Origin of the sequence: Acinetobacter sp. AR2-3, from assembly GCF_001878775.1 — a bacterium.
In the GTDB taxonomy this organism is placed as follows: domain Bacteria; phylum Pseudomonadota; class Gammaproteobacteria; order Pseudomonadales; family Moraxellaceae; genus Acinetobacter; species Acinetobacter lwoffii_D.
This window is the reverse complement of the sequence record NZ_MJIQ01000037.1, coordinates 105354-125035: the sequence shown is the minus strand read 5'-3', so window position 1 is coordinate 125035 and position 19682 is coordinate 105354. Positions and strand designations below refer to the sequence as shown.

15 protein-coding genes, 8 tRNA genes and 1 pseudogene are annotated in these 19682 nt (G+C 45.1%); 17 read left to right on the top strand and 7 right to left on the bottom strand.

The annotated features are described in order from the left end of the window. Position 1: 1 nt before the first annotated feature. On the bottom strand, positions 2 to 1129 hold the full coding sequence (locus tag BFN00_RS06240) for an efflux RND transporter periplasmic adaptor subunit (RefSeq protein ID WP_071850780.1): 1128 nt from the start codon (positions 1127 to 1129) through the stop codon (positions 2 to 4). A gap of 51 nt (positions 1130 to 1180) precedes the next feature. Beyond that, positions 1181 to 1828 (bottom strand): hypothetical protein, encoded by a 648-nt coding sequence (locus BFN00_RS06235; protein WP_005104054.1) that lies wholly within the window; start codon positions 1826 to 1828, stop codon positions 1181 to 1183. Between the two features lie 286 nt (positions 1829 to 2114). On the opposite strand from BFN00_RS06235, the gene pilG reads away from it, so the two are divergent. The 6 genes from pilG (at position 2115) to BFN00_RS06205 (ending at position 10634) form a co-directional block, all read left to right on the top strand. Then, a complete protein-coding gene (pilG, locus tag BFN00_RS06230) occupies positions 2115 to 2498 on the top strand; it encodes a twitching motility response regulator PilG (protein WP_004280711.1) in 384 nt (127 codons plus the stop codon). A gap of 25 nt (positions 2499 to 2523) precedes the next feature. Continuing rightward, a complete protein-coding gene (locus BFN00_RS06225; protein ID WP_004280710.1) occupies positions 2524 to 2892 on the top strand; it encodes a response regulator in 369 nt (122 codons plus the stop codon). Positions 2893 to 2897: 5 nt separating this feature from the next. Then, positions 2898 to 3434 carry a chemotaxis protein CheW gene (locus tag BFN00_RS06220; RefSeq protein WP_064102470.1) on the top strand — a complete coding sequence of 179 codons (537 nt, stop codon included), beginning with the start codon at positions 2898 to 2900 and terminating at the stop codon, positions 3432 to 3434. A 46-nt stretch (positions 3435 to 3480) separates the two neighbouring features. After that, the gene (locus BFN00_RS06215; RefSeq protein WP_071850779.1) at positions 3481 to 5553 is read left to right on the top strand and encodes a methyl-accepting chemotaxis protein; all 2073 of its coding nucleotides are present in this window, start codon (positions 3481 to 3483) and stop codon (positions 5551 to 5553) included. A gap of 167 nt (positions 5554 to 5720) precedes the next feature. Next, positions 5721 to 10172 carry a hybrid sensor histidine kinase/response regulator gene (locus tag BFN00_RS06210; protein WP_071850778.1) on the top strand — a complete coding sequence of 1484 codons (4452 nt, stop codon included), beginning with the start codon at positions 5721 to 5723 and terminating at the stop codon, positions 10170 to 10172. Between the two features lie 3 nt (positions 10173 to 10175). Further along, complete coding sequence (locus BFN00_RS06205) at positions 10176 to 10634, top strand: hypothetical protein (RefSeq protein WP_044111490.1); 459 nt, start codon at positions 10176 to 10178, stop codon at positions 10632 to 10634. 65 nt (positions 10635 to 10699) lie between these two features. Here BFN00_RS06205 and dapE read toward each other — a convergent pair whose 3' ends face one another. The 3 genes from dapE to BFN00_RS06190 all read right to left on the bottom strand — a co-directional run bounded on the left by dapE (position 10700) and on the right by BFN00_RS06190 (position 13098). Next, positions 10700 to 11836, bottom strand: a complete 1137-nt coding sequence (gene dapE, locus BFN00_RS06200) for a succinyl-diaminopimelate desuccinylase (protein WP_071850777.1) — start codon at positions 11834 to 11836, stop codon at positions 10700 to 10702. 121 nt (positions 11837 to 11957) lie between these two features. Then, a complete protein-coding gene (locus BFN00_RS06195; protein WP_004280704.1) occupies positions 11958 to 12110 on the bottom strand; it encodes an entericidin A/B family lipoprotein in 153 nt (50 codons plus the stop codon). Between the two features lie 112 nt (positions 12111 to 12222). After that, complete coding sequence (locus BFN00_RS06190) at positions 12223 to 13098, bottom strand: DUF1853 family protein (protein ID WP_071850776.1); 876 nt, start codon at positions 13096 to 13098, stop codon at positions 12223 to 12225. A gap of 87 nt (positions 13099 to 13185) precedes the next feature. Here BFN00_RS06190 and BFN00_RS06185 point away from each other — a divergent pair. From BFN00_RS06185 to BFN00_RS06135, 11 genes and pseudogenes are all read left to right on the top strand, one after another. Beyond that, a pseudogene (locus BFN00_RS06185) lies at positions 13186 to 13539 on the top strand (YbaN family protein); the annotation flags it as partial. Between the two features lie 125 nt (positions 13540 to 13664). Continuing rightward, positions 13665 to 14198 (top strand): cell wall-recycling L,D-carboxypeptidase ElsL, encoded by a 534-nt coding sequence (elsL, locus tag BFN00_RS06180; RefSeq protein ID WP_071850775.1) that lies wholly within the window; start codon positions 13665 to 13667, stop codon positions 14196 to 14198. Positions 14199 to 14696: 498 nt separating this feature from the next. Continuing rightward, positions 14697 to 14772: transfer RNA gene (locus tag BFN00_RS06175), tRNA-Val, on the top strand. A 28-nt stretch (positions 14773 to 14800) separates the two neighbouring features. Beyond that, positions 14801 to 14877 (top strand) — tRNA-Asp (locus tag BFN00_RS06170). A gap of 48 nt (positions 14878 to 14925) precedes the next feature. Then, positions 14926 to 15002: transfer RNA gene (locus BFN00_RS06165), tRNA-Asp, on the top strand. Positions 15003 to 15023: 21 nt separating this feature from the next. Next, positions 15024 to 15099: transfer RNA gene (locus tag BFN00_RS06160), tRNA-Val, on the top strand. Positions 15100 to 15113: 14 nt separating this feature from the next. Continuing rightward, positions 15114 to 15190 (top strand) — tRNA-Asp (locus BFN00_RS06155). 69 nt (positions 15191 to 15259) lie between these two features. Then, positions 15260 to 15335, top strand: a tRNA-Val gene (locus tag BFN00_RS06150). A gap of 12 nt (positions 15336 to 15347) precedes the next feature. Beyond that, positions 15348 to 15424: transfer RNA gene (locus tag BFN00_RS06145), tRNA-Asp, on the top strand. 105 nt (positions 15425 to 15529) lie between these two features. Further along, positions 15530 to 15605 (top strand) — tRNA-Val (locus BFN00_RS06140). A gap of 72 nt (positions 15606 to 15677) precedes the next feature. Next, a complete protein-coding gene (locus BFN00_RS06135) occupies positions 15678 to 16139 on the top strand; it encodes a DUF2750 domain-containing protein (RefSeq protein WP_005104048.1) in 462 nt (153 codons plus the stop codon). Between the two features lie 25 nt (positions 16140 to 16164). Here BFN00_RS06135 and BFN00_RS06130 read toward each other — a convergent pair whose 3' ends face one another. Continuing rightward, entirely contained in the window at positions 16165 to 16959 is a 795-nt protein-coding gene (locus BFN00_RS06130; RefSeq protein ID WP_071850774.1) for a YdcF family protein, read from the bottom strand. A 92-nt stretch (positions 16960 to 17051) separates the two neighbouring features. Next, entirely contained in the window at positions 17052 to 19682 is a 2631-nt protein-coding gene (locus BFN00_RS06125) for a PepSY domain-containing protein (RefSeq protein ID WP_213032101.1), read from the bottom strand.

Below are 19682 nucleotides of genomic sequence, written 5' to 3'. Positions count from 1 at the left end.
TTTAGTTGGCGCGAAGGGTGACAGTTTTTTGCAGATCGGCTTCGCTAAACTTAACCCGGCTGACCTGATCACCATTTTCCAGTCCTTGAACCACGGCAATGTTGTCGCTATAACGCTGTTCTAGAACCTGAACATTGACCTTGATAATTTTATTCTGGCGAACTACCCAGACATAGGGTTTGTTCTGGATATCCTGAACGGTATCTAATGGAATCAGCTGTCCGGAAATCTGTTGTGAACTCAGAATGTTGCCTTCAACGAAGGAGCCGATACTTAAAGATGGAACAGATTCATTCGGCGTGGCAAAGAATTCGATCTGACGACTGGCCTGATCTGCGATCGGGGAAATCCGGCTAATCACGGCAGTAAGTCGATTTGGATTGCCTTGAATGCTGTATTCGATTTTACTGCCCAGTCTTAAGCCTGATTGCAGGTCACTGGGTACACGTGCTTGAATTTCCAATCGTTTTGGATCGACGATTTCAAACAAGGTTTGTCCAATCGCCACGGTTTGGCCGGGTTCGACTTGACGCTGGGTAATCACGCCATTGATTGGGCTGGTCATGGTGCCATCACGATCTGCTTTCTGGGCAATATCGACATTGGCTTGCTGGGCGCGGACATTTTCCAGTTGTGCCTGATAATCGACCTGGCTTTGTTCATATTCTACTTTTGAAATAAAACCCTGATCGAGCAGGCGCTTTTTACGCTGCATCATGTTACGGGCCTGATTGGCTTGCGCTTGAGTAGAGGCCAGATTCGCACGCGCCTGTGCCAAGCGGGCGGCATTGTCCTGATTATTTAGGCGTACCAGCACTTGTCCTTTGGAAACCGTTTGACCTACCTGCGCGTTTACGCTGGTGGCAGTAGCAGAGACCTGCGCCTGTATGCTGCTTTGATTGACTGCACGAATAGTGCCGGTAAATGCAGTTTTTTGAACTGAATTACCAGATTGAACCGCAACTAGATCTTGAGGAATGACTTCAATGGATTTGGGTGTTTCGGCTTGCTGTACGGGTTCATTTTTATCACAAGCCACTAAAAACATATTTAAGCAAAGTGCACTCATGATCAGGATAGAGCGCGGGGAAGGCATATTTAAATCATGAGAATGCGGTGCAGTTTGCATATGAGTCCTTTTAGCTGGCTATGGATCAAAACCACGGCTAGCTATTTGTATTTATTCAAGTGCTTTTAAACGGGCGATAATTTTGTCGTATTCTGCTTCCAGATTTCGATAGCGACTTTGTAAAGATTGAATATTTTCTTTCTGGGAAGCGAGATTTTTCTGGTTATTGTCTAATGTTGTTTTCAGGTGTGCCGGTGGGGTTTTACCTTTACGTAAATATTCACGTTCCTGACGCACAAACATGACCCGATCTTTTTGCAGTTGCTTCATTTGTTCTTGCTGAAAATCAATCTGTTTTTTTAACTGGACCAGGCTGTCATTCTTTTTCTGTAAAGCGGTCTGGCTATTGTTATAAGCACGCTTGAGTTTATGATCTTCGGCAATTCGCTGCGCCTGTTGGGCACGTTGTGGCGCTTGCCTGATATCCGCTTCGGCATTATAAGGACGGGCACGCTTAATCACCTGCATATTCTGGTCAAGTGCTTCATAGCCATAACGGATATGATTTGGCGTGACATTAGTACTGATATTGGCCACACCCTTGCTGTCATAATAACGATACCAAGTGGCTTTTTGCGGGAGTTGGTTACTACTCGCACACGTTAAGCTCACCTGTAACAGTAGCAGCACAACAACAATGAATTGACCAGTCATTTTATTTTTATCAATGACAGCAAGTTTTCTTAAAAACTGACTCATCATTGGCTCCCCGAATTTAAAGTTGACTAAATTACTTATTTTAAAGTAATAATCTTGTTATATTAGACTTAAATTTATCAATAAAAAACTACCGTTAGTCAAAAAAAAACCAATAATGATAAGAAAATGTGAAGCTGTTATTAAAAATAAATGATTTTGTCTACTTGTGTAGAAAATGTTCATTGATAATACAAGTGACTTTATGTTAAAAATGTTTATCGATCGTAATAAAATAATCCTATGAGCCTTATGGCATATAGTTTCTAAAATGGGAAGGGTTAAACAAATGGACGATAAATTCCAAAATCTAAAAATTATGGTTATTGATGACTCAAAGACCATTCGTCGTACTGCGGAAACTCTTCTTCAACGCGAAGGTTATGAGGTCATTACTGCAGTAGACGGTTTTGAGGCTTTGTCAAAAATTGCCGAAGCAAATCCAGATATCGTTTTTGTAGATATTATGATGCCGCGCCTGGATGGTTACCAAACCTGCGCCTTAATCAAAAACTCTCAGAATTACCAGAATATTCCTGTGATTATGCTATCAAGTAAAGATGGCTTATTTGATCAGGCCAAAGGTCGTGTCGTGGGTTCAGATGAATACCTGACTAAACCTTTTAGTAAAGATGAATTGCTAAATGCAATCCGTAACCATATTAGTGCTTAATATTTGATTTTTTTGGGGAATTGGCATGGCACGTATCCTAATTGTGGATGACTCACCGACAGAAACTTTTCGCTTTAGAGAGATTCTTTCTAAACATGGCTTTGAGGTGATTGAAGCAGCCAATGGCGCAGATGGCGTCACCATGGCACAGGCAGAATTGCCGGATCTGGTCCTGATGGATGTGGTTATGCCGGGCGTGAATGGTTTTCAGGCGACCCGCCAGATTGCACGTGGTGCAACGACCAAACACATTCCAATCGTGATTGTCAGTACCAAGGATCAGGCCACTGACCGTGTGTGGGGCAAGCGTCAAGGCGCAGCGGATTATCTAACAAAACCAGTCGATGAAAAACAATTAATAGATGTAATTAAGCAGCACCTCAATGCAGGATAAGCTCTATGGCAGCAAATGGATTTATCGAATTGCTTCGCATTGCGAAACGGGGGAATAAAAACTACGTTTCCAATGGCAATGAAGTTAACCGATGGTCGGGCATTGCTTTTGAGATGATGGGGCAATATTTTGTTGCCCCGCTGGGGGAAGTATCAGAAGTGATTTATCCCCCAAAATATACGCCAGTACCCAAGACGCAAGCATGGGTGTTGGGTCTGGCGAATATCCGGGGAAGACTTTTATCGGTTTCTGATCTGACGCAGTACGTATCAGGGCAGAGCAGTCAATTTTCACCCACTCAAAAAGTATTATGCATCAACCATAATGACCAGTATGTAGGTTTGGTCGTAGATCAAGTTTTGGGTATACAACATTTCAATAAGAAAAGTTTCTTTTCGAAGAAATCTGAATTGGATAAAAACTTACAAGAATATTGTCAGGGGTTTTTCCATCAGCACAACCAGCAGTGGCATGTGTTTTTATTCAGTCGTCTGTTGCAAAATCCAAAATTTATGAACGCATCTATAAAATTTATAAATTAAATGTCGCGCTCGAAAGTAAGCAAGGCGTCAACCGGGGAGAGGCTGCATGGGCTTTAAACTTAAAAAGAAAAATACAGGTGAGAGCACTGGCCGCAAGGGCGGTAATGCTTTTTTAGCTAAGATTCAAACGCAAGTAGATCAGTTATCACGTGTCTTCGGTGATAGTGAGAAATCAAAACCGCTGATCTATGGAGCAGTAGGCTGTCTTTTAGCCGCACTGATCACTTTATTGTATCTTTTTTATAGTGTTCCACGTACCAATGAACTCACTCAAAGTCTGGGTGATTTGCGTCTCCTCTCGCAAACGATTTCGCGCCAAGCGACTGAAGCGACAGCTTCGGGTACGCCTGAGGCCATGAAGAACCTGACTGATTCGCAAAAAGCTTTTGCTGAAAACCTTGAGACAGTTAAAAGTATTCACTCTAACAATGATGCTTTGCAAGCTGTTGATAAACAGTGGACAGAAGTATCCAGCAGTATTGATCTGATTACCTCGCAACAAAAGATTATTAACCAGTTATACGACACCAACATCGCGATTGGTGAAGCGATTCCGGGGATTCAGGCGGAATATAACTTGATGGTCGACCAGATGGCACGTCAAGATATGCCATCGAACCAGGTGGTTATTGCCAAAAACCAGGTATTCATTGCAGAACGTATCTTACGTTCAATCAGTTTGGTACTGACAGGTAATGATGGTTCACGTGAATCTGCGGATGACTTCAGTGCCGATACCGAAACTTTTGGTTCTTATCTGAATGCACAGTTAAATGGTTCTGCTGAACTGGGTGTACAGCGTATTGCTGATCCAACCCTGCGTGAATCTCTGGAAGGCATCAAGGCTGAATATGATGACGTACTGGAATCTGCATCAGCGATTATTCTGAAAAACTCTACACAGATCGTAAAAGTTCGTCAGGCAGCCGCATCTATTTTTTCTCAATCTGATGTGCTTTTGGACAACCTGAATAAATTATCGGGTAACTCAGGTCTTAAAACGGTTGTTCCGGCAGTCCTTCTGATCGCATTATTAGTCGGTTTCTTGCTGTGTGTATTCAAGTTACTTTCTCTGCGTGGCTTGTCGGATAAGCAGCGTGTAGGCCGTTTACAAGAAGAATATGACCGTAACCAGAATGCGATTTTACGTTTACTGGATGAGATCGCCGATCTTGCAGACGGTGACTTGCGTTCATATGCAACAGTATCTGAAGACTTTACTGGTGCAATTGCCGACTCGATTAACTTTGCGATTGACCAGTTACGTGACCTGGTATCGCGTATTACTGAAACTTCACAAGAAGTTGCGCAATATACTGCAACTACACAAAGCATTACCAACCAGTTAGCTGAAGCATCTGAGCATCAGGCACAAGAAATTGCTGGTGCTTCTGCAGCGATTAACGAAATGGCACTGTCGATTGACCAGGTATCTGCCAACGCCGATGAATCAGCGGTGGTAGCAGAGCGTTCAGTACAAATTGCTGCAAACGGTGCGGATGTCGTACATCGCTCGATTGAGGGTATGGACACGATTCGTGAACAGATTCAGGAAACTTCAAAACGTATTAAACGTTTGGGTGAATCTTCTCAGGAAATTGGTAACATCGTAGCCTTGATTAACGATATTGCTGACCAGACGAACATCCTGGCATTAAACGCAGCAATTCAGGCATCGATGGCCGGTGAAGCAGGTCGTGGTTTCGCGGTCGTAGCCGATGAAGTACAGCGTCTTGCGGAACGTTCAGCTTCTGCAACGAAGCAGATTGAAGGCCTGGTAAAAACCATTCAAACGGATACGAACGAAGCCGTTATTTCGATGGAACAAACTACATCGGAAGTTGTACGTGGTGCGAACTTGTCTAAAGATGCCGGTGTAGCACTAGATGAGATTCAAACAGTATCGAACAACCTTGCGAAACTGATTGCGAACATTTCTGATGCTGCGAAACTGCAGTCAGCATCTGCAGGTCATATTGCGACCACGATGAATGTCGTACAGGAAATTACCTCGCAAACCACCAGTGCAACCTTCGATACAGCACGTTCAGTATCTGAACTGGCAAACATGGCCGATGCATTACGTGAATCTGTATCTGACTTTAAACTACCAGAATAAAGTCAGACATGATGGGGAAATGTGTCTTGACCGCGGTTGAGACACATTCAGAAAATACAGATAAAGCCTCGACAAGATGTACTTAACTTCATACGTTAGGTATCGCGTGACGGTCACAATTAAGTTTGAGCGCCCTTCTTGGCGGCATAACGTAAGAAGCATGAGCTATGAAAGAAATATTAAAAAATTTAGTTGAAACGACAACGCTTCCTGAAGATAGTTATCTTGACCAAGATGCAGAAATTCTTGAAATTTTTGTTGAGGAAATCGAAGAGATCTTCGTTGAGTTAAATGCTTTATTTCCAGAATGGTTGAGCAATCCAGATCATCAAGAAAATCTGAAGACCATTCGCCGCCATTTTCACACCCTGAAAGGTTCAGGCCGCATGGTCGGGGCAAAATCGGCAGGGGAAATGGCCTGGGCGGTTGAAGATACCTTAAACCGGGTTTTGTCCGGTTCGATTCAGCTAACACCGACGGTGCAAAAATTTGCCCAAGCGGTACTGAATGTCTATCAATATGCTTTATATCCAAAATTCAAACATGTACAGCAATTGGATCTCGATCTGCGTCCAATGGTGCTGTTGGGACAACAATTACAACAACAAATTTCGCCTGAACCTGCATTGGAAGAATTACTGGCATTGGCAGATCATTTGACCGCTGAAGGTCAGATGACAGGTCTTGAGCTTGCAGACAATGAGCCAAGTGAAGTTGAGCTAACAATAGCGCCAGTAGAAGTACCGGTTCGCAGTGATATCGAAGAAACTGTAGCGATCTTTATTGAAGAAGCAGAAGAACATCTGGAAACGATTGCCACCTTCCTTCGCACTGAAGATGAAAAATCACAAGATTATAATGCGCTGATTCGTGCGATTCATACCTTGCGCGGCAGTTCATCGATGGCGCAGATTGACCAGATTTTTGAGGCCAGCTCTAAAGTAGAGCATCTGTTCAAAACCTTGCTACAAGATGAAATTGTCTCAACCTCAAAAGAAACCGCTTTACTGATTCAGTATGCTGAGTTTGTCAGTGACTATCTGCATTTGCTACGTCAGGGCAATACTGCAAAACTGGATGCGGTATATGCCACCTTTGAGCGTGTCTGGAATAATTATGGCTTTGCAGTTATTGAAACCAATAGCATTCAGACGCAAGGCTTGGTGTCCAAACTGGTTGAGTTGGATATTGATCTGTTATTGGATGCCGAGTTTGAATTTGATAAACGTGCCCAAGTCGATTATCCGGAATATATTCAGGCACTCAGCCAGCAGGCTGCAGAATTGCTGGCACATACAGAAAGCCGGGCAGCCCAAGGAATTCATGAATTCACTGCCGATCTGAAATCGGCTTATGATGCGCTACTTGAAAAGCCAGTGCTGCTAAACAGTGATTATGCTTATGAGCTGTTCGCACAGGCACACCAGGAATTTATTCATTTATTTGATACCCTGGCCGCAGGACAGCGCGTCATTCTGAATGATGAGATTCAAAAAATACTCAGTGAACTGTCTGCATTTGTGCAGCAGGATCTCGAGATATTTGCTGAAGATATTAGTAATCAGAATATTGAGCTAAGCTCAGAGGCCACACAAGTGGCTGAAACTGTCGCGCCTGGCAGTGTCGATTTTGCTGGTTTGAGTCAACGCATCGCTGCAGATCGTCAGCAGCAGCAAAGTACTGAAACCAACCGTGATTTTGATGAAGAATTATTAAGTATCTTCCTGGAAGAAGCGGATGAATTGCTCGCAGGCATTGATGAAGATCTGAATACCTGGAGCAAAAAACAGGATGATACGACTTCACTGAACAATCTGATGCGTCATTTGCATACCTTAAAAGGTGGTGCAAACATGATTGCAGCTTCGCATATCGGTTTGATTGCGCATGAACTGGAAAGTATTTATGAGCGTGTGATCCGTCAGCAAATTGCCGTGACACCTGCTTTAATCCAAATTATTCGCCTAGTACAGGACAACATTTCCGATCGTATTCAATCGATTCGGGAAGACGGTATTGATTATCCTGCACCAGAAGCGATTGCGATTTTGCAAAATATTCAGGCGCTGGTTTCTGGGCAAGCTGTTGCTGCTGTTGAAAGTACGGGCGCTGTAGTTGAAGTTGCAGAGGTCGAAGCGACATCAATTTCTGAGCCGCAACTTGAAGAATCCACAGCGACTCAACAGCCTGCGACTGATCTGGCTGAAGCTGAAGAATTACTGGAAATCTTGGAATCTCCTAAGCCTATTGAAGACACACCAGTAGAACGTTCTGAAGAAGACGAGCTGAAATCGATTGTTGAAGAATCTTTCCTCGAAGAATCCGAAGAGATTCTGGCGAATGCCGAGAAGCTCCTCAATCAATGGTTTGATCAGCGTAGTGACCGTAGTTTATTGCTGCAATTACAGCGTGCCGCCCATAGTATCAAGGGTGGCGCACGTATGATTGATGTTGAAGAAGTGGCCAGTATTGCCTATGAGCTGGAAACGACTTTCGAACAGTTTGCGGTCTATCAATTTAACTCGAATGCCTATGACGGCTTATTGCAGAAAACGCTGGTCTGGTTAAGACAGGCGATTTTCCAGCGCGACTATAGCGGCTTTGAGCCGCTTCACAGCAGTCTGAAAAAGATTGCTTATGTGGACGTTACTGCGCAATTGCCTGAGCGTCTGGCGAAAACAGATAATCTTGTAGTCAGCACCGACTTCGGCTTTGTTGAAGGTGATGGTACTGAACCGCCACAGATGATGGGTGAATGGGCGAATAGCGGTACCAGCGATAGTAATAACGAGATGATCCGTATCTCTGCTGATCTGGTCGAGAAGATGATTGACCTGTCCGGTGAGAACTCGATTAACCGTTCGCGTATCGAGATGGACCTGGGTCAGCTAGGCAATACCCTGAACGAGATGGAATTGGCGATCAAACGTCTTGCTGATCAGTTACGTCGAATGGAAGGCGAGCTGGAATCACAGATTATTGCCAAACATGGTTCAGAGAACTCGCGCTATGCCGACTTTGACCCGCTGGAAATGGACCAATATTCGTCGCTCAACCAGCTGTCCAAGTCACTTGCAGAATCAGCATCGGATTTGGTCGACTTCAAGAGTACGCTGGCCGACAAGATTCGCGAAACTGAAGGACTGTTATTGCAACAATCCCGTATTCAGGCCGAGATTCAGGAAAGTCTGATGCGTACCCGTCTGGTTCCGTTTGACCGGATGTTGCCGCGTTTACAGCGTATTGTGCGTCAAACCTCGACCACCTTGAACCGTCCTGCAGAACTGATCGTACAGAATACCGAAGGTGAACTGGATCGTAATATTCTCGAGCGTCTGGTCACACCATTTGAGCATATGCTGCGTAATGCGATTGACCATGGCCTGGAAGATACGGCAGATCGTATCGCACTGAACAAGCCGGAAGTGGGTTCGATTGTCTTGAACATCAGCCGCCAGGGAACCGATGTAATTGTATCCTTTAGTGATGATGGTAAGGGGATTGATGCAGAGAAGATTCGTGAAAAAGCGCTGAGTCTGGATCTAATCAAAGCGGATCAAGTCATTGATCAGGAAGAAATCCTGCAATTTATCTTCCATCCTGGTTTCAGTACCGCGAAAGCAGTGACCCAGATTTCTGGTCGTGGTGTCGGTCTGGATGTGGTACAAAGCGAGATCAAATCACTGGGCGGCCATGTGTCAGTGAGCTCGGAACTGGGCAAGGGTACGGTCTTTACGATTCGCGTACCGACGACCGTAGCGGTCAGCGATGCCTTGATGGTGAAAGTGGGCGATCAGCAATATGCGATTTCTCTGGCGCAGATTGACCGAATTGTGCGTATTGCACCGACCACATTGGAAAGCTATTTCAACAGTAAAGATGACTATTTCAAGATCGATGGCGCAAACTATAAGCTGCGTTATCTGTCTGAGTTTGTTGGCAACCAGCCGATTCCACGTCTGAATAATGTTGGTCATTCATTGCCGGTGCTGTTGATTAAAGGTAATAGTGGTCAAACCATTGCCTTGCTGGTCGATCAGTTGGTCGGTTCACGAGCGCAGATTGTAGTAAAACCGATTGGACAGCAGTTTGCCAACGTCGGGGTAGTGGCCGGTGCCACGATTCTGGGTGATGGTCAGGTCTGTCTGATTCTCGATGGACAGAATGTTGCCCGCCAGATTCAGGCGACACAGCGTGTCAAACAGCTGAATGATCAGCGTGATGGTTCGCGTAATTCAAATGCACGTCGTCTGGTGATGATTGTCGATGACTCGGTGACTGTACGTAAAGTGACGTCGCGTCTGCTTGAACGTCAAGGCTATGATATTGTCACTGCCAAAGATGGCGTAGATGCGATCGAGCAGCTTGAAAACGTCAGACCGGATCTGATGTTGCTGGATATCGAAATGCCGCGCATGGACGGTTTCGAAGTGACCAATCTGGTTCGTCACCATGATATTCACCGTGACTTGCCGATTATTATGATTACCTCACGTACCGGTGAGAAGCATCGTGAACGTGCATTCAGCTTGGGCGTAACGCACTATATGGGTAAACCGTTCCAGGAAGCGGAACTGTTGGCCAATATCCAGCAACTGATTGCTGAAAAACAGAGGTAATATATGAGTCAGACCAATTCAAGCAATAAAATGGCTGATCAGATTAGCCAGCAGGAACTTCAGCATCTGATTACGGTATCGACCGGATTTATTGATGCCTATATTATTGATTGTCATGGCAAAGATCCGATGTTATTGCCACAAAACATTGTCCTGTCAGCACTGGATAGCAATACTCAGGTCAAAACTGTAGAATGGCATGAGGCACAGTTACCGGTCTATGCAGTGAATGATCCGTCACGTCAAAATGGGGTGGCACTGGTGATTGAGGGGGATGAAATTACTCAGCGCTTTGCCTTGATGTGCAATGAAATGCCGAAAACCATCCGGATTCGTATTTCCGAAGTGGTCGATGTCGATCAGCCGGTGAATGATCCTGCCATCTTTCAATATGTGCGCATGAACGAACAGCTGTTCCATATTCCGAATATGACCAATATTCAGGCTACAATCGGGCTGTAATCCAGGCTATAAAATATAAAAAAGGAACTCCATGGAGTTCCTTTTTTATTGCGTTATGAATTTACTTAATTGGCAAGTAAATTCACGAGAATCTGCTCATAGATTTCAGCCAATGGCTCTAAGTCTGCAATATCGACATGTTCATTGATCTGATGAATCGTGGCATTCAATACGCCAAGTTCCAGTACCTGTGCGCCGGTAGGGGCAATGAAGCGACCATCTGAGGTGCCGCCCGAAGTCGAAAGTTCGGTTTCAGTTCCTGTTACATTCAGAATCGCAGTTTTAGCTGCATTCACCAGTTCACCGACTGGCGTCAGGAAAGGTAAGCCAGATAAAGTCCAAGAAATGTCATAGTCCACGCCATGACGATCCAGAATTTCCAGAGTACGTGTTTTGAGTTCTTCCGCGGTCACTTCAGTTGAATAGCGCCAGTTGCACAATAGGTTCATGGTGCCGGGAACAACATTGGTTGCGCCTGTACCCGAATTGATATTGGAAATCTGGAAGGTCGTCGCCGGGAAATATTCGTTGCCATGATCCCAGACTGTGTCGCACAGTTCAGCAATGGCTTTAGAAGCGGTATGAATCGGATTCACGGCCAGATGCGGATAAGCCACATGACCCTGTTTGCCTTTGACTGTAAGGTTGGCATTTAATGAACCACGACGGCCATTTTTGACAATATCGCCCAGTTTATTAGTACTTGACGGTTCACCGACCAGACACCAGGTAATTTTCTCATTACGCGCTTCCAGTGTTTCAATCACTTTCACCGTGCCGTTAATCGATGGACCTTCTTCATCTGAAGTAATCAGGTAGGCAATCGAACCTTTGTGATTCGGATATTTTTCAACAAAACGTTCTGTTGCAACTACCATGGCTGCCAAAGCCGTCTTCATGTCGGCACTGCCACGACCATAAAGTTTGCCTTCACGGATTTCTGGTAAAAAAGGATCTGAGTTCCAGGCATCCAGATTCCCCGTTGGCACGACATCGGTATGGCCAGCAAAACAGAAGACCGGACCTTCTGTGCCTTTGCGTGCCCAGATATTATCTACATCTTCAAAGCGCATGGATTCAATGTTGAAACCAATCTTCTTTAAACGTTCAGCCATGATGTTCTGGCAGTCATGATCAATCGGTGTGACAGAAGGCTGACGTAATAGTTGCAGGCTTAAATCGAGGGTAGCGGAAGAGCTCATACGGTATTCAACAGTCGATAATTTTTTCGGTTCTATAATAGGCGAATATAGGCTTGAATGTGAACGACTGATATAAAAAAACCCTATCTGGGATAGGGTTCTGTGAGCGTTTAGGAAAAAACTAGTTTTGACGGATTTCGTCAGAGGTTTTTTCAGCAGTATTGGTTACCGCATCGCCAGCCTTAGACACATCTTTGCCCATGCCTTTTACAGTGTTACAGCCAGTCAATACAAAAGCCATCATTAATGAAGCAGCAAGAATTTTTTTCATCATCATCTCCGTATAATCAATAATAAAATTATTATGATGTGGGACTTAGAGTAGAAAATATACGCGCTAAAAAATATGTGGTTTTCATAGTGCTTCGGTTAATAAATGTAATGCATTATAGGGGTTTATGCGATGGATGCTGGATCAGCACCGGATTGCGATACATATAAAAGTCATTGCTATCGTCCATCTTATAGAGGCCATCTGTCCACCAGATCGCAGCTGAACTGCTCGGCCGGGCTTGCGGATAAATCCATTCATGTCGTTGCAGGCGATAGAAAGCGTGCTGTGCAGCAGGAATATGTTGTCCCCATAAACCCAGACGACGCTCGGTATTGATCCATGAGGGAATTGGCTGATCGGCATGATGTGTAGGCAAATACAGCTGTCCCTTGAGGACGCAAAAACGTTTTTGAATGGGATGCTGCAAAGCCTCATCAAACTGGAATTGTTTTTGCGTGAAATGCTTCATTTTTCTGATTAAAGTATCGGTGCGGTTCAGGCCATACCAATGCGGCAGGCTAAAATCGGCTTCGGCCAGATAATATTTCAGTGCTACTTCCCAATGTTCAATCTGTCCTGTATCGGTATTTAATAACAGAAAATCCAGCTCACCCAAGGTCTTGGCACCCTCAATTTTTTGCAGACTATGACCAAGCAGCTGATACGGATGATAGGCATCATCGAGTAACCAGAACCAGATCAGCATTTCAAAGCGCAGCCCTAAACGCGTACTTTTCAGTTGCTGCACAAATTCGATTAATTCTTCTGGATGCTGATCAAGAAACTCTAAACGTGGATGGTAACGGTTGAGATAGTGCTGCCAGGCCTGGCTTTCATGCAGTTCAAAGTAATATATAAGCTCAAGTTCATCTGGAATATGGAACAGGATATTCGGACTGCCGACAGCGAACGCCAGTTGCCGCACCAGAGGATGTTGATAACGTTGCCATGCTTCTACAAGATTTTGGTTTAAATTGGAAAAGGGCATAGTACAACCTGTGAAAAGTGCAGAAATACAACGGACAGTATCGGAAAACGCTTTATACTACCTGAATTCTGCGGCTAGGGTTGATGTATGAAAGTGTTGTTTTGGCGAAGTCTGGTGGTGCTGTTTGTGATCCTGGGCTTTATCGGTGCAATCCTGCCGGGTATGCCAACAACGGTCTTTTTGATTCTGGCGGCCTGGGCGGCATCCAAAGGCTGGCCACAAATGGATGACTGGTTATTGAATCATCCCAAATATGGTCCGACCTTAAGAGATTGGCGTGCCCACGGTACTGTACCGCGTAAGGCCAAATGGCTGGCCAGTATCATGATGCTGATCAGCGGGATCATCATGCTGTTTACTACTGCACCCTTGGCCGTAAAAGCCTTTACCAATATTACGATGCTGATCGTCGCGATCTGGTTATGGCGACGCCCTGAACCGAATCAGATCCTTATTCAGCAAAATACAGTTGACCCAGAAAAGACAGATCTACCAACAGCGCCATCTGAAGATAATCAGTTAAACCCTATAAAGCCAAATAAAATAGAGTCTGAGAATAACAAGTCATGAATACCTTGCATCTGGATCAAGCCGATATCCTGATTGATCTTGCCCAACAAAAACTGTATCTGCCCCGTCTAAACAAGCAATATCTGATTTCCAGTGGCAAAAATGGCATTGGTGAAACTGAAAATAGTGGCAAGACTCCTCGTGGCTGGCACAAGATTGCTGAAAAGTTTGGTCAGAATGCTCCCTTAAATAGTGTATTTGTCGCACGTCAGGCGACGGGTGAAATTTATAATCCCCAATTGGCGGCAGAATTCCCGCAGCGGGACTGGATCCTGACGCGCATTTTATGGCTGAGTGGCCTTGAAGCTGGTTTTAATCAAGGCGAGGGCTGCGATACCTATCAGCGTTATATCTATATTCATGGCACACCAGAAACTGAAAAGATGGGAGAGCCGCTGTCGCACGGCTGTATCCGTATGCGTAATCCGGATGTCGCTGAATTATTTGACCTGATCAGTGAGAATGCACTGGTTTATATCTCTGAACAGGAATTGGATCTGGAAATGCTGAATGTTCAACGCACTGAATAACATAACGGATCGACTTAAAGTCATGTGAAAATGATTTTGTTTTTATAGGCTGAATCTGCTTGGTGGAGACAGCAGAAAAGATTGATTAATCTGATCCCGATCGTATTTTTATCGCATGGAATGGGTTAAATGATTATTTGAAGCTTAGATTTACTGGCATTTTCTGAATAAAAATAAATGCCAGTTGCAAGATTACATGAACACAACGTCGAGTATTTTAAAGCTTTGTATAATCCTTAATCAGAATTGCAATACATCGTATGGTTAAGACTGAAACTTCGCAGGGTAAAACACAAAATTTCGCTTCAATTTTGATTTTGAAAATTAAAAAATTTCGGTAGAGACTTAAAAAATAAACAAAAAGTGTTGTTTTTTTTAACAAACAACCTATTTTTTAATCACTCACACCTAAAAAGTGGAAAACATTCCGAAAAGCGTTTGACAGGCTGTGCAGATTCTCTATAATGCACCCATCAAACGATGATAGACGTTTAGAAAGGGCGCTTAGCTCAGTTGGTAGAGCGTCTGCCTTACAAGCAGAATGTCGGCGGTTCGATCCCGTCAGCGCCCACCAAGCTCTTTCATGTTGAGACCTTATAGTTGCAGCGGTAGTTCAGTTGGTTAGAATACCGGCCTGTCACGCCGGGGGTCGCGGGTTCGAGCCCCGTCCGCTGCGCCACTTTAAGATCTTGATTTTCGTTTGCCACAATAGCGACATTGTGTAAATGCAGCGGTAGTTCAGTTGGTTAGAATATCGGCCTGTCACGCCGAGGGTCGCGGGTTCGAGCCCCGTCCGCTGCGCCATTTATACGATAGACCTTTTGAGGGCGCTTAGCTCAGTTGGTAGAGCGTCTGCCTTACAAGCAGAATGTCGGCGGTTCGATCCCGTCAGCGCCCACCAGATTCTTTTGCGATGCAGCGGTAGTTCAGTTGGTTAGAATACCGGCCTGTCACGCCGGGGGTCGCGGGTTCGAGCCCCGTCCGCTGCGCCATTTCAAAAGAAATTAAATTGAGGTCCCTGAGCCTGAATTTAATAAACTAAAGATTGACACTCTTTATCAGGGCGCTTAGCTCAGTTGGTAGAGCGTCTGCCTTACAAGCAGAATGTCGGCGGTTCGATCCCGTCAGCGCCCACCAGATTCTTACGATGCAGCGGTAGTTCAGTTGGTTAGAATACCGGCCTGTCACGCCGGGGGTCGCGGGTTCGAGCCCCGTCCGCTGCGCCATCCTAAGATGAGAAGCTTGGATTCCTGAGATCTGAGTTTTCAAGATACCAAGACTATATTCCTTGTTGGTCTTGCGTCATTTAAAACAACACTGTTGTTTTCTCAGGGCGCTTAGCTCAGTTGGTAGAGCGTCTGCCTTACAAGCAGAATGTCGGCGGTTCGATCCCGTCAGCGCCCACCATATCTTCTTGCTTCAACGCTATTTATTCCTTAGAATCTGATTCTATTATAATAATATTAAGATTTCACGACCATGAGAAATCCCTATCAGCGCAAAGCCGCGACCAAATCCCAAAAAACTGCTTTCGATCCTCAACAGCTTTATAAGCAATATATTGAAGCCATTGTTGCCAATGCTGGCATTTTTGCACTCTACCAAGATGGCTGGGCCTTATGTGCCACGCCGACCGGACAACGCGCATTTGCCTGCTGGCAAAGTAAAGGTCTGGCTCGACTGCTGATTAAAGACAATTGGGCAAATTACGAGATTCAGGAAATTGGTCTCAAGGATTTTGTAGAGAAAGTCATTCCCTTTTTACGTCAGGAAAGTACCATTGTTTCGCTTGATCTGACCCCAGAAGGGCAGAATATTCTGGTAGCACCCGAAAAATTATTACTCGATATTAAAAATTATCTGTATCAGATTTATGTGCAAAAGCCGGAGTTGTTCAAAAATCCGGATATGCCTTTGCCTAGGCAGATCCGTTTAAATTAAATTTATTGTTTTTAAAACAGCTTGTTTATTGGAACAATGAATATTCATTCAGTAGCCACCCACTAATCAAGGCAAAATATTCGCGTAGCCATGAATTATAACGAATATTTTGAGGTGTGCTGGCACTCAGACTGATCACTTGCTGATAGCCCTGATGTCTGGCAATGGCACGGGCACGAGGGCTGTGAAAATCGCTGGTGACAATCGCAATTGGCTCATTTCGATGAATATGTTGCTGCTTTAAGATTGCCTGAGAATATTGCAGGTTTTGTTGGGTACTTCTGCTTTGATCTTCTAGGCTAATGGGGTTGTTGAGCTGCGGATAGTTCGTATGGATATAACTTTGCATGACTTCAGCTTCGCTCTGTCTCTCCCAGAAATTTCGTCCACCGGTCATAATGATTAAAGTGTTCGGATATCGTTCTGCATATTTTGCTGCGGTATCCAGACGATTTTTTAAGATGGGTGAGGGCTGACCCTGATTAATACCACTACCTAATACTAAAATCGCTGCAGCAGGTCGTGCCGGAATAGTCGGGTTGATTGACATCTGGATATAAGCGAAGAAAGCCGCGACACTGATGATCCAGAATAGAAATCCGCCCCAGAGACTGTTCCAGAACAAGGTTCTGAATCGGGAATTCTGTTTCCAGCGCTGAATAGATGAAAAAAACAAGGCATACAGGATGAATGCCATCCCAATGAGGACCGATAGGGCAATAGCAAAATGCCTCTGACCTTGGCTCAGTAACCAGACGCTATTGATACATAGAATCAAGCCACAGATCAGGCTGAAACTTCGTTTAAATTGATTGAGCATTCAGGGTTCCTTTTTTCTTATTCTTATTATTGCTTTTACATCTTCAATAAAAACCGGGCCATTGAGCCCGGTTTTTAGCATATCAGGTTATCTTAGTATACATCACGGCGATAACGTCCATCCAAGCGTAATTGATCTAGCATTGTTTCACCGAGAATCTCGGTCAGGGCTTCATCCACATCGCTAGCCATACCATTGATGCTACCGCAGACATAAATGACTGCACCTTGAGCAATCCAGGCTTTTAGCTCTTCAGCCTGTTTGCGCAGTTTATGGTGTACATAGACTTTTTCCTGCTGGTCGCGCGAGAATGCAAGATCGAGACGTTTCAGGGTTCCCATTTGCAGCCAGGCCTGAATGGTTTCTTCAAAGAAGAAGTCGTGTTCACGCTGACGTTCACCGAAAATCAGCCAGTTCTGGCTATAGTCCTGACGGTTACGCGCACTGAGCAGACTTAATAGTCCCGCAATACCGGTACCATTACCAATACAGATAATCGGGCGGTTGTCATCAATCAGGTGGAAAGAGTCATTGCTGCGAATACGTAGGGCAATTGGCGCATTCAGTGCCGCATGCTGGGTCAGCCAGCCTGAACCCAGACCGAGATTACCACTAGCATCGGTTTGCTGACGTACCACCAAGCGTAAAACTTGCTGGCTTGGAATACTGGCAATCGAGTATTCACGTGTTGCCAAAGCCGGTAATTGCGTGAGGAGCTGATCCAGAGAATCAAAAGGTTCAGCCTGAGTCAGATCACGATCCCAGAGTGCCTGTTCAATATTCTGTTGCATAGAAGGTACTTGTGTACCCGCTGTAATCTGGTGCTTTTGCATAAATGCATGAATACGTTCTGGGCTATTCCCTGGTTGAACCTCGGCAATATCACCTGCTTGCCAGACGGCTTCATGCTCAGGGGTCAGTTCGATATTGAAGGCAGGCGCACCCAGACTACCCGGATTGAGGACTTCACGTTTACTCAAACTCCAGCGATCAAAGGTCTTATCGATATTCATCGCTTGTAGCTCAAGTCGAGTGACTTGTGCCAGTGCACTATTCCATTGCTGGATATGCTCGTTATTGGCATTGTCCACTTCAATCGTATTGAATAGCTGCTGGGCACCATTCTGTTTTAACCACTGATCGATACGGTGGCCAAAACTGCAATAACTGTCTGGATATTCCTGAGAACCTAAGGCCAATACAGCATAACTTAAATGACTGAGATCAGCTTGAGCAGACAGGATTTTTTTCTCAAAAGAAGAAGCCAGATCCGGTGCTTCGCCCGTGCCATAGGTACTGGCAACAAATAATACCTGTTCAGTTTGCTGTAAATCGGCAAGCGTCAGCTGTTGTACCGGCTTGACGGTTACCGGTTGACGCGCTTCCTGCAGGGCAGTTGCTGTACGCCAAGCCAGCTGCTCAGAAACCCCTGTTTGTGACGCATACGCGATGAGCCACGGTTTGGCATTTTCATCCAAGTTTACTAGAGTTGCACCCTGACGTGCTGCCAGCGTTAAGCGTTTCTGTTTGCGACGTTTCAGATAGAGCATCCAGCCGGTTACGAAGAATAATGGCATCAACAAGGCTGCGACCATGACAAGGAACTGATAGATCGGGCCGAAGAAGCTGCCACGATGCACCGGTAACATGCTGCTCATGATCTTTTCATTGAGCTTTTTATCTTCATACAGCTCAACTTCGGTAAATTCAGCTGTCTGGTAATTATAAGTAGCGCTGTTTCGTGCACGTTCATGCTGAGCGACCGGATCAACAAAGCTCAGTTGCATTTCACCATCCGGTTTTTTCGGAAGGTTAAACGTTACGGTAGAATACTTATCTGAAAATTCAGTGTTAAAGCCAATCCAGCTCTGGTCTAGCGCACGGACAGTAGCTTCAGGGCTGAGACTTTCATGGCCTTCACCACGAGTACCGCGTTCGCCACCCTGGCGGCCTTCGCCTCGTGTCTCACCTTCGGCACGCGGACCATGTTCACCGCCTGGACGTCCTTCACCACGATTATTGCCGGCATTGGCCTGCATTTCCGGTTGTGGGCGTTCCACACCCAGCACTTTAAACATGCCGTTGCGCCACCAGTCATAAGACCAGTACAGACCGGTACAGGCCAGAATCAGGTAGAAAATCACCACCCAGGTTCCCACAACAGCGTGCAGATCCCAGATAAAATTACGGCCTTTCAGCTGAGGTTTTACAAAGAACCATTGCTTGATCGAATGACGTTTCGGCCAGCGCAGGTACAGACCTGACAAGACAAAAAAGATCAGCATCAGGGTACAGGCACCGGTAATCTGCTTACCCACCGGGCCAACCGTCAAATTACGATGCAGTTGCTGAACAAACTGGAAAAATTCCCGACCCTTAATCTCTGGCAAGACTTCCGCAGTATACGGGTTGATCATAATATTCTGACCACGCCGTGCACCTTCTTTGGCGACATTTACGGTACTCGAAGCACTTGGATCTTGCGCTACGGTAATGCTGTTGATCTTCATGTCAGGCGCAGTACGGTTAAAGTGCTGATACAGCTCGGCAGGCGTGAGTTTGTCACGTTGCTGAACCTGAACCGTATAACTGTCGCTATTCATCCATTTTAATATTTGTTGTTCATAGGAATAGATTGCGCCAGTGACCCCCATTATCGAGAGGATTAAACCTGCTGTAATCCCCAGAAACCAGTGGATTTGGAAAAATGTCTTTTTAAACAT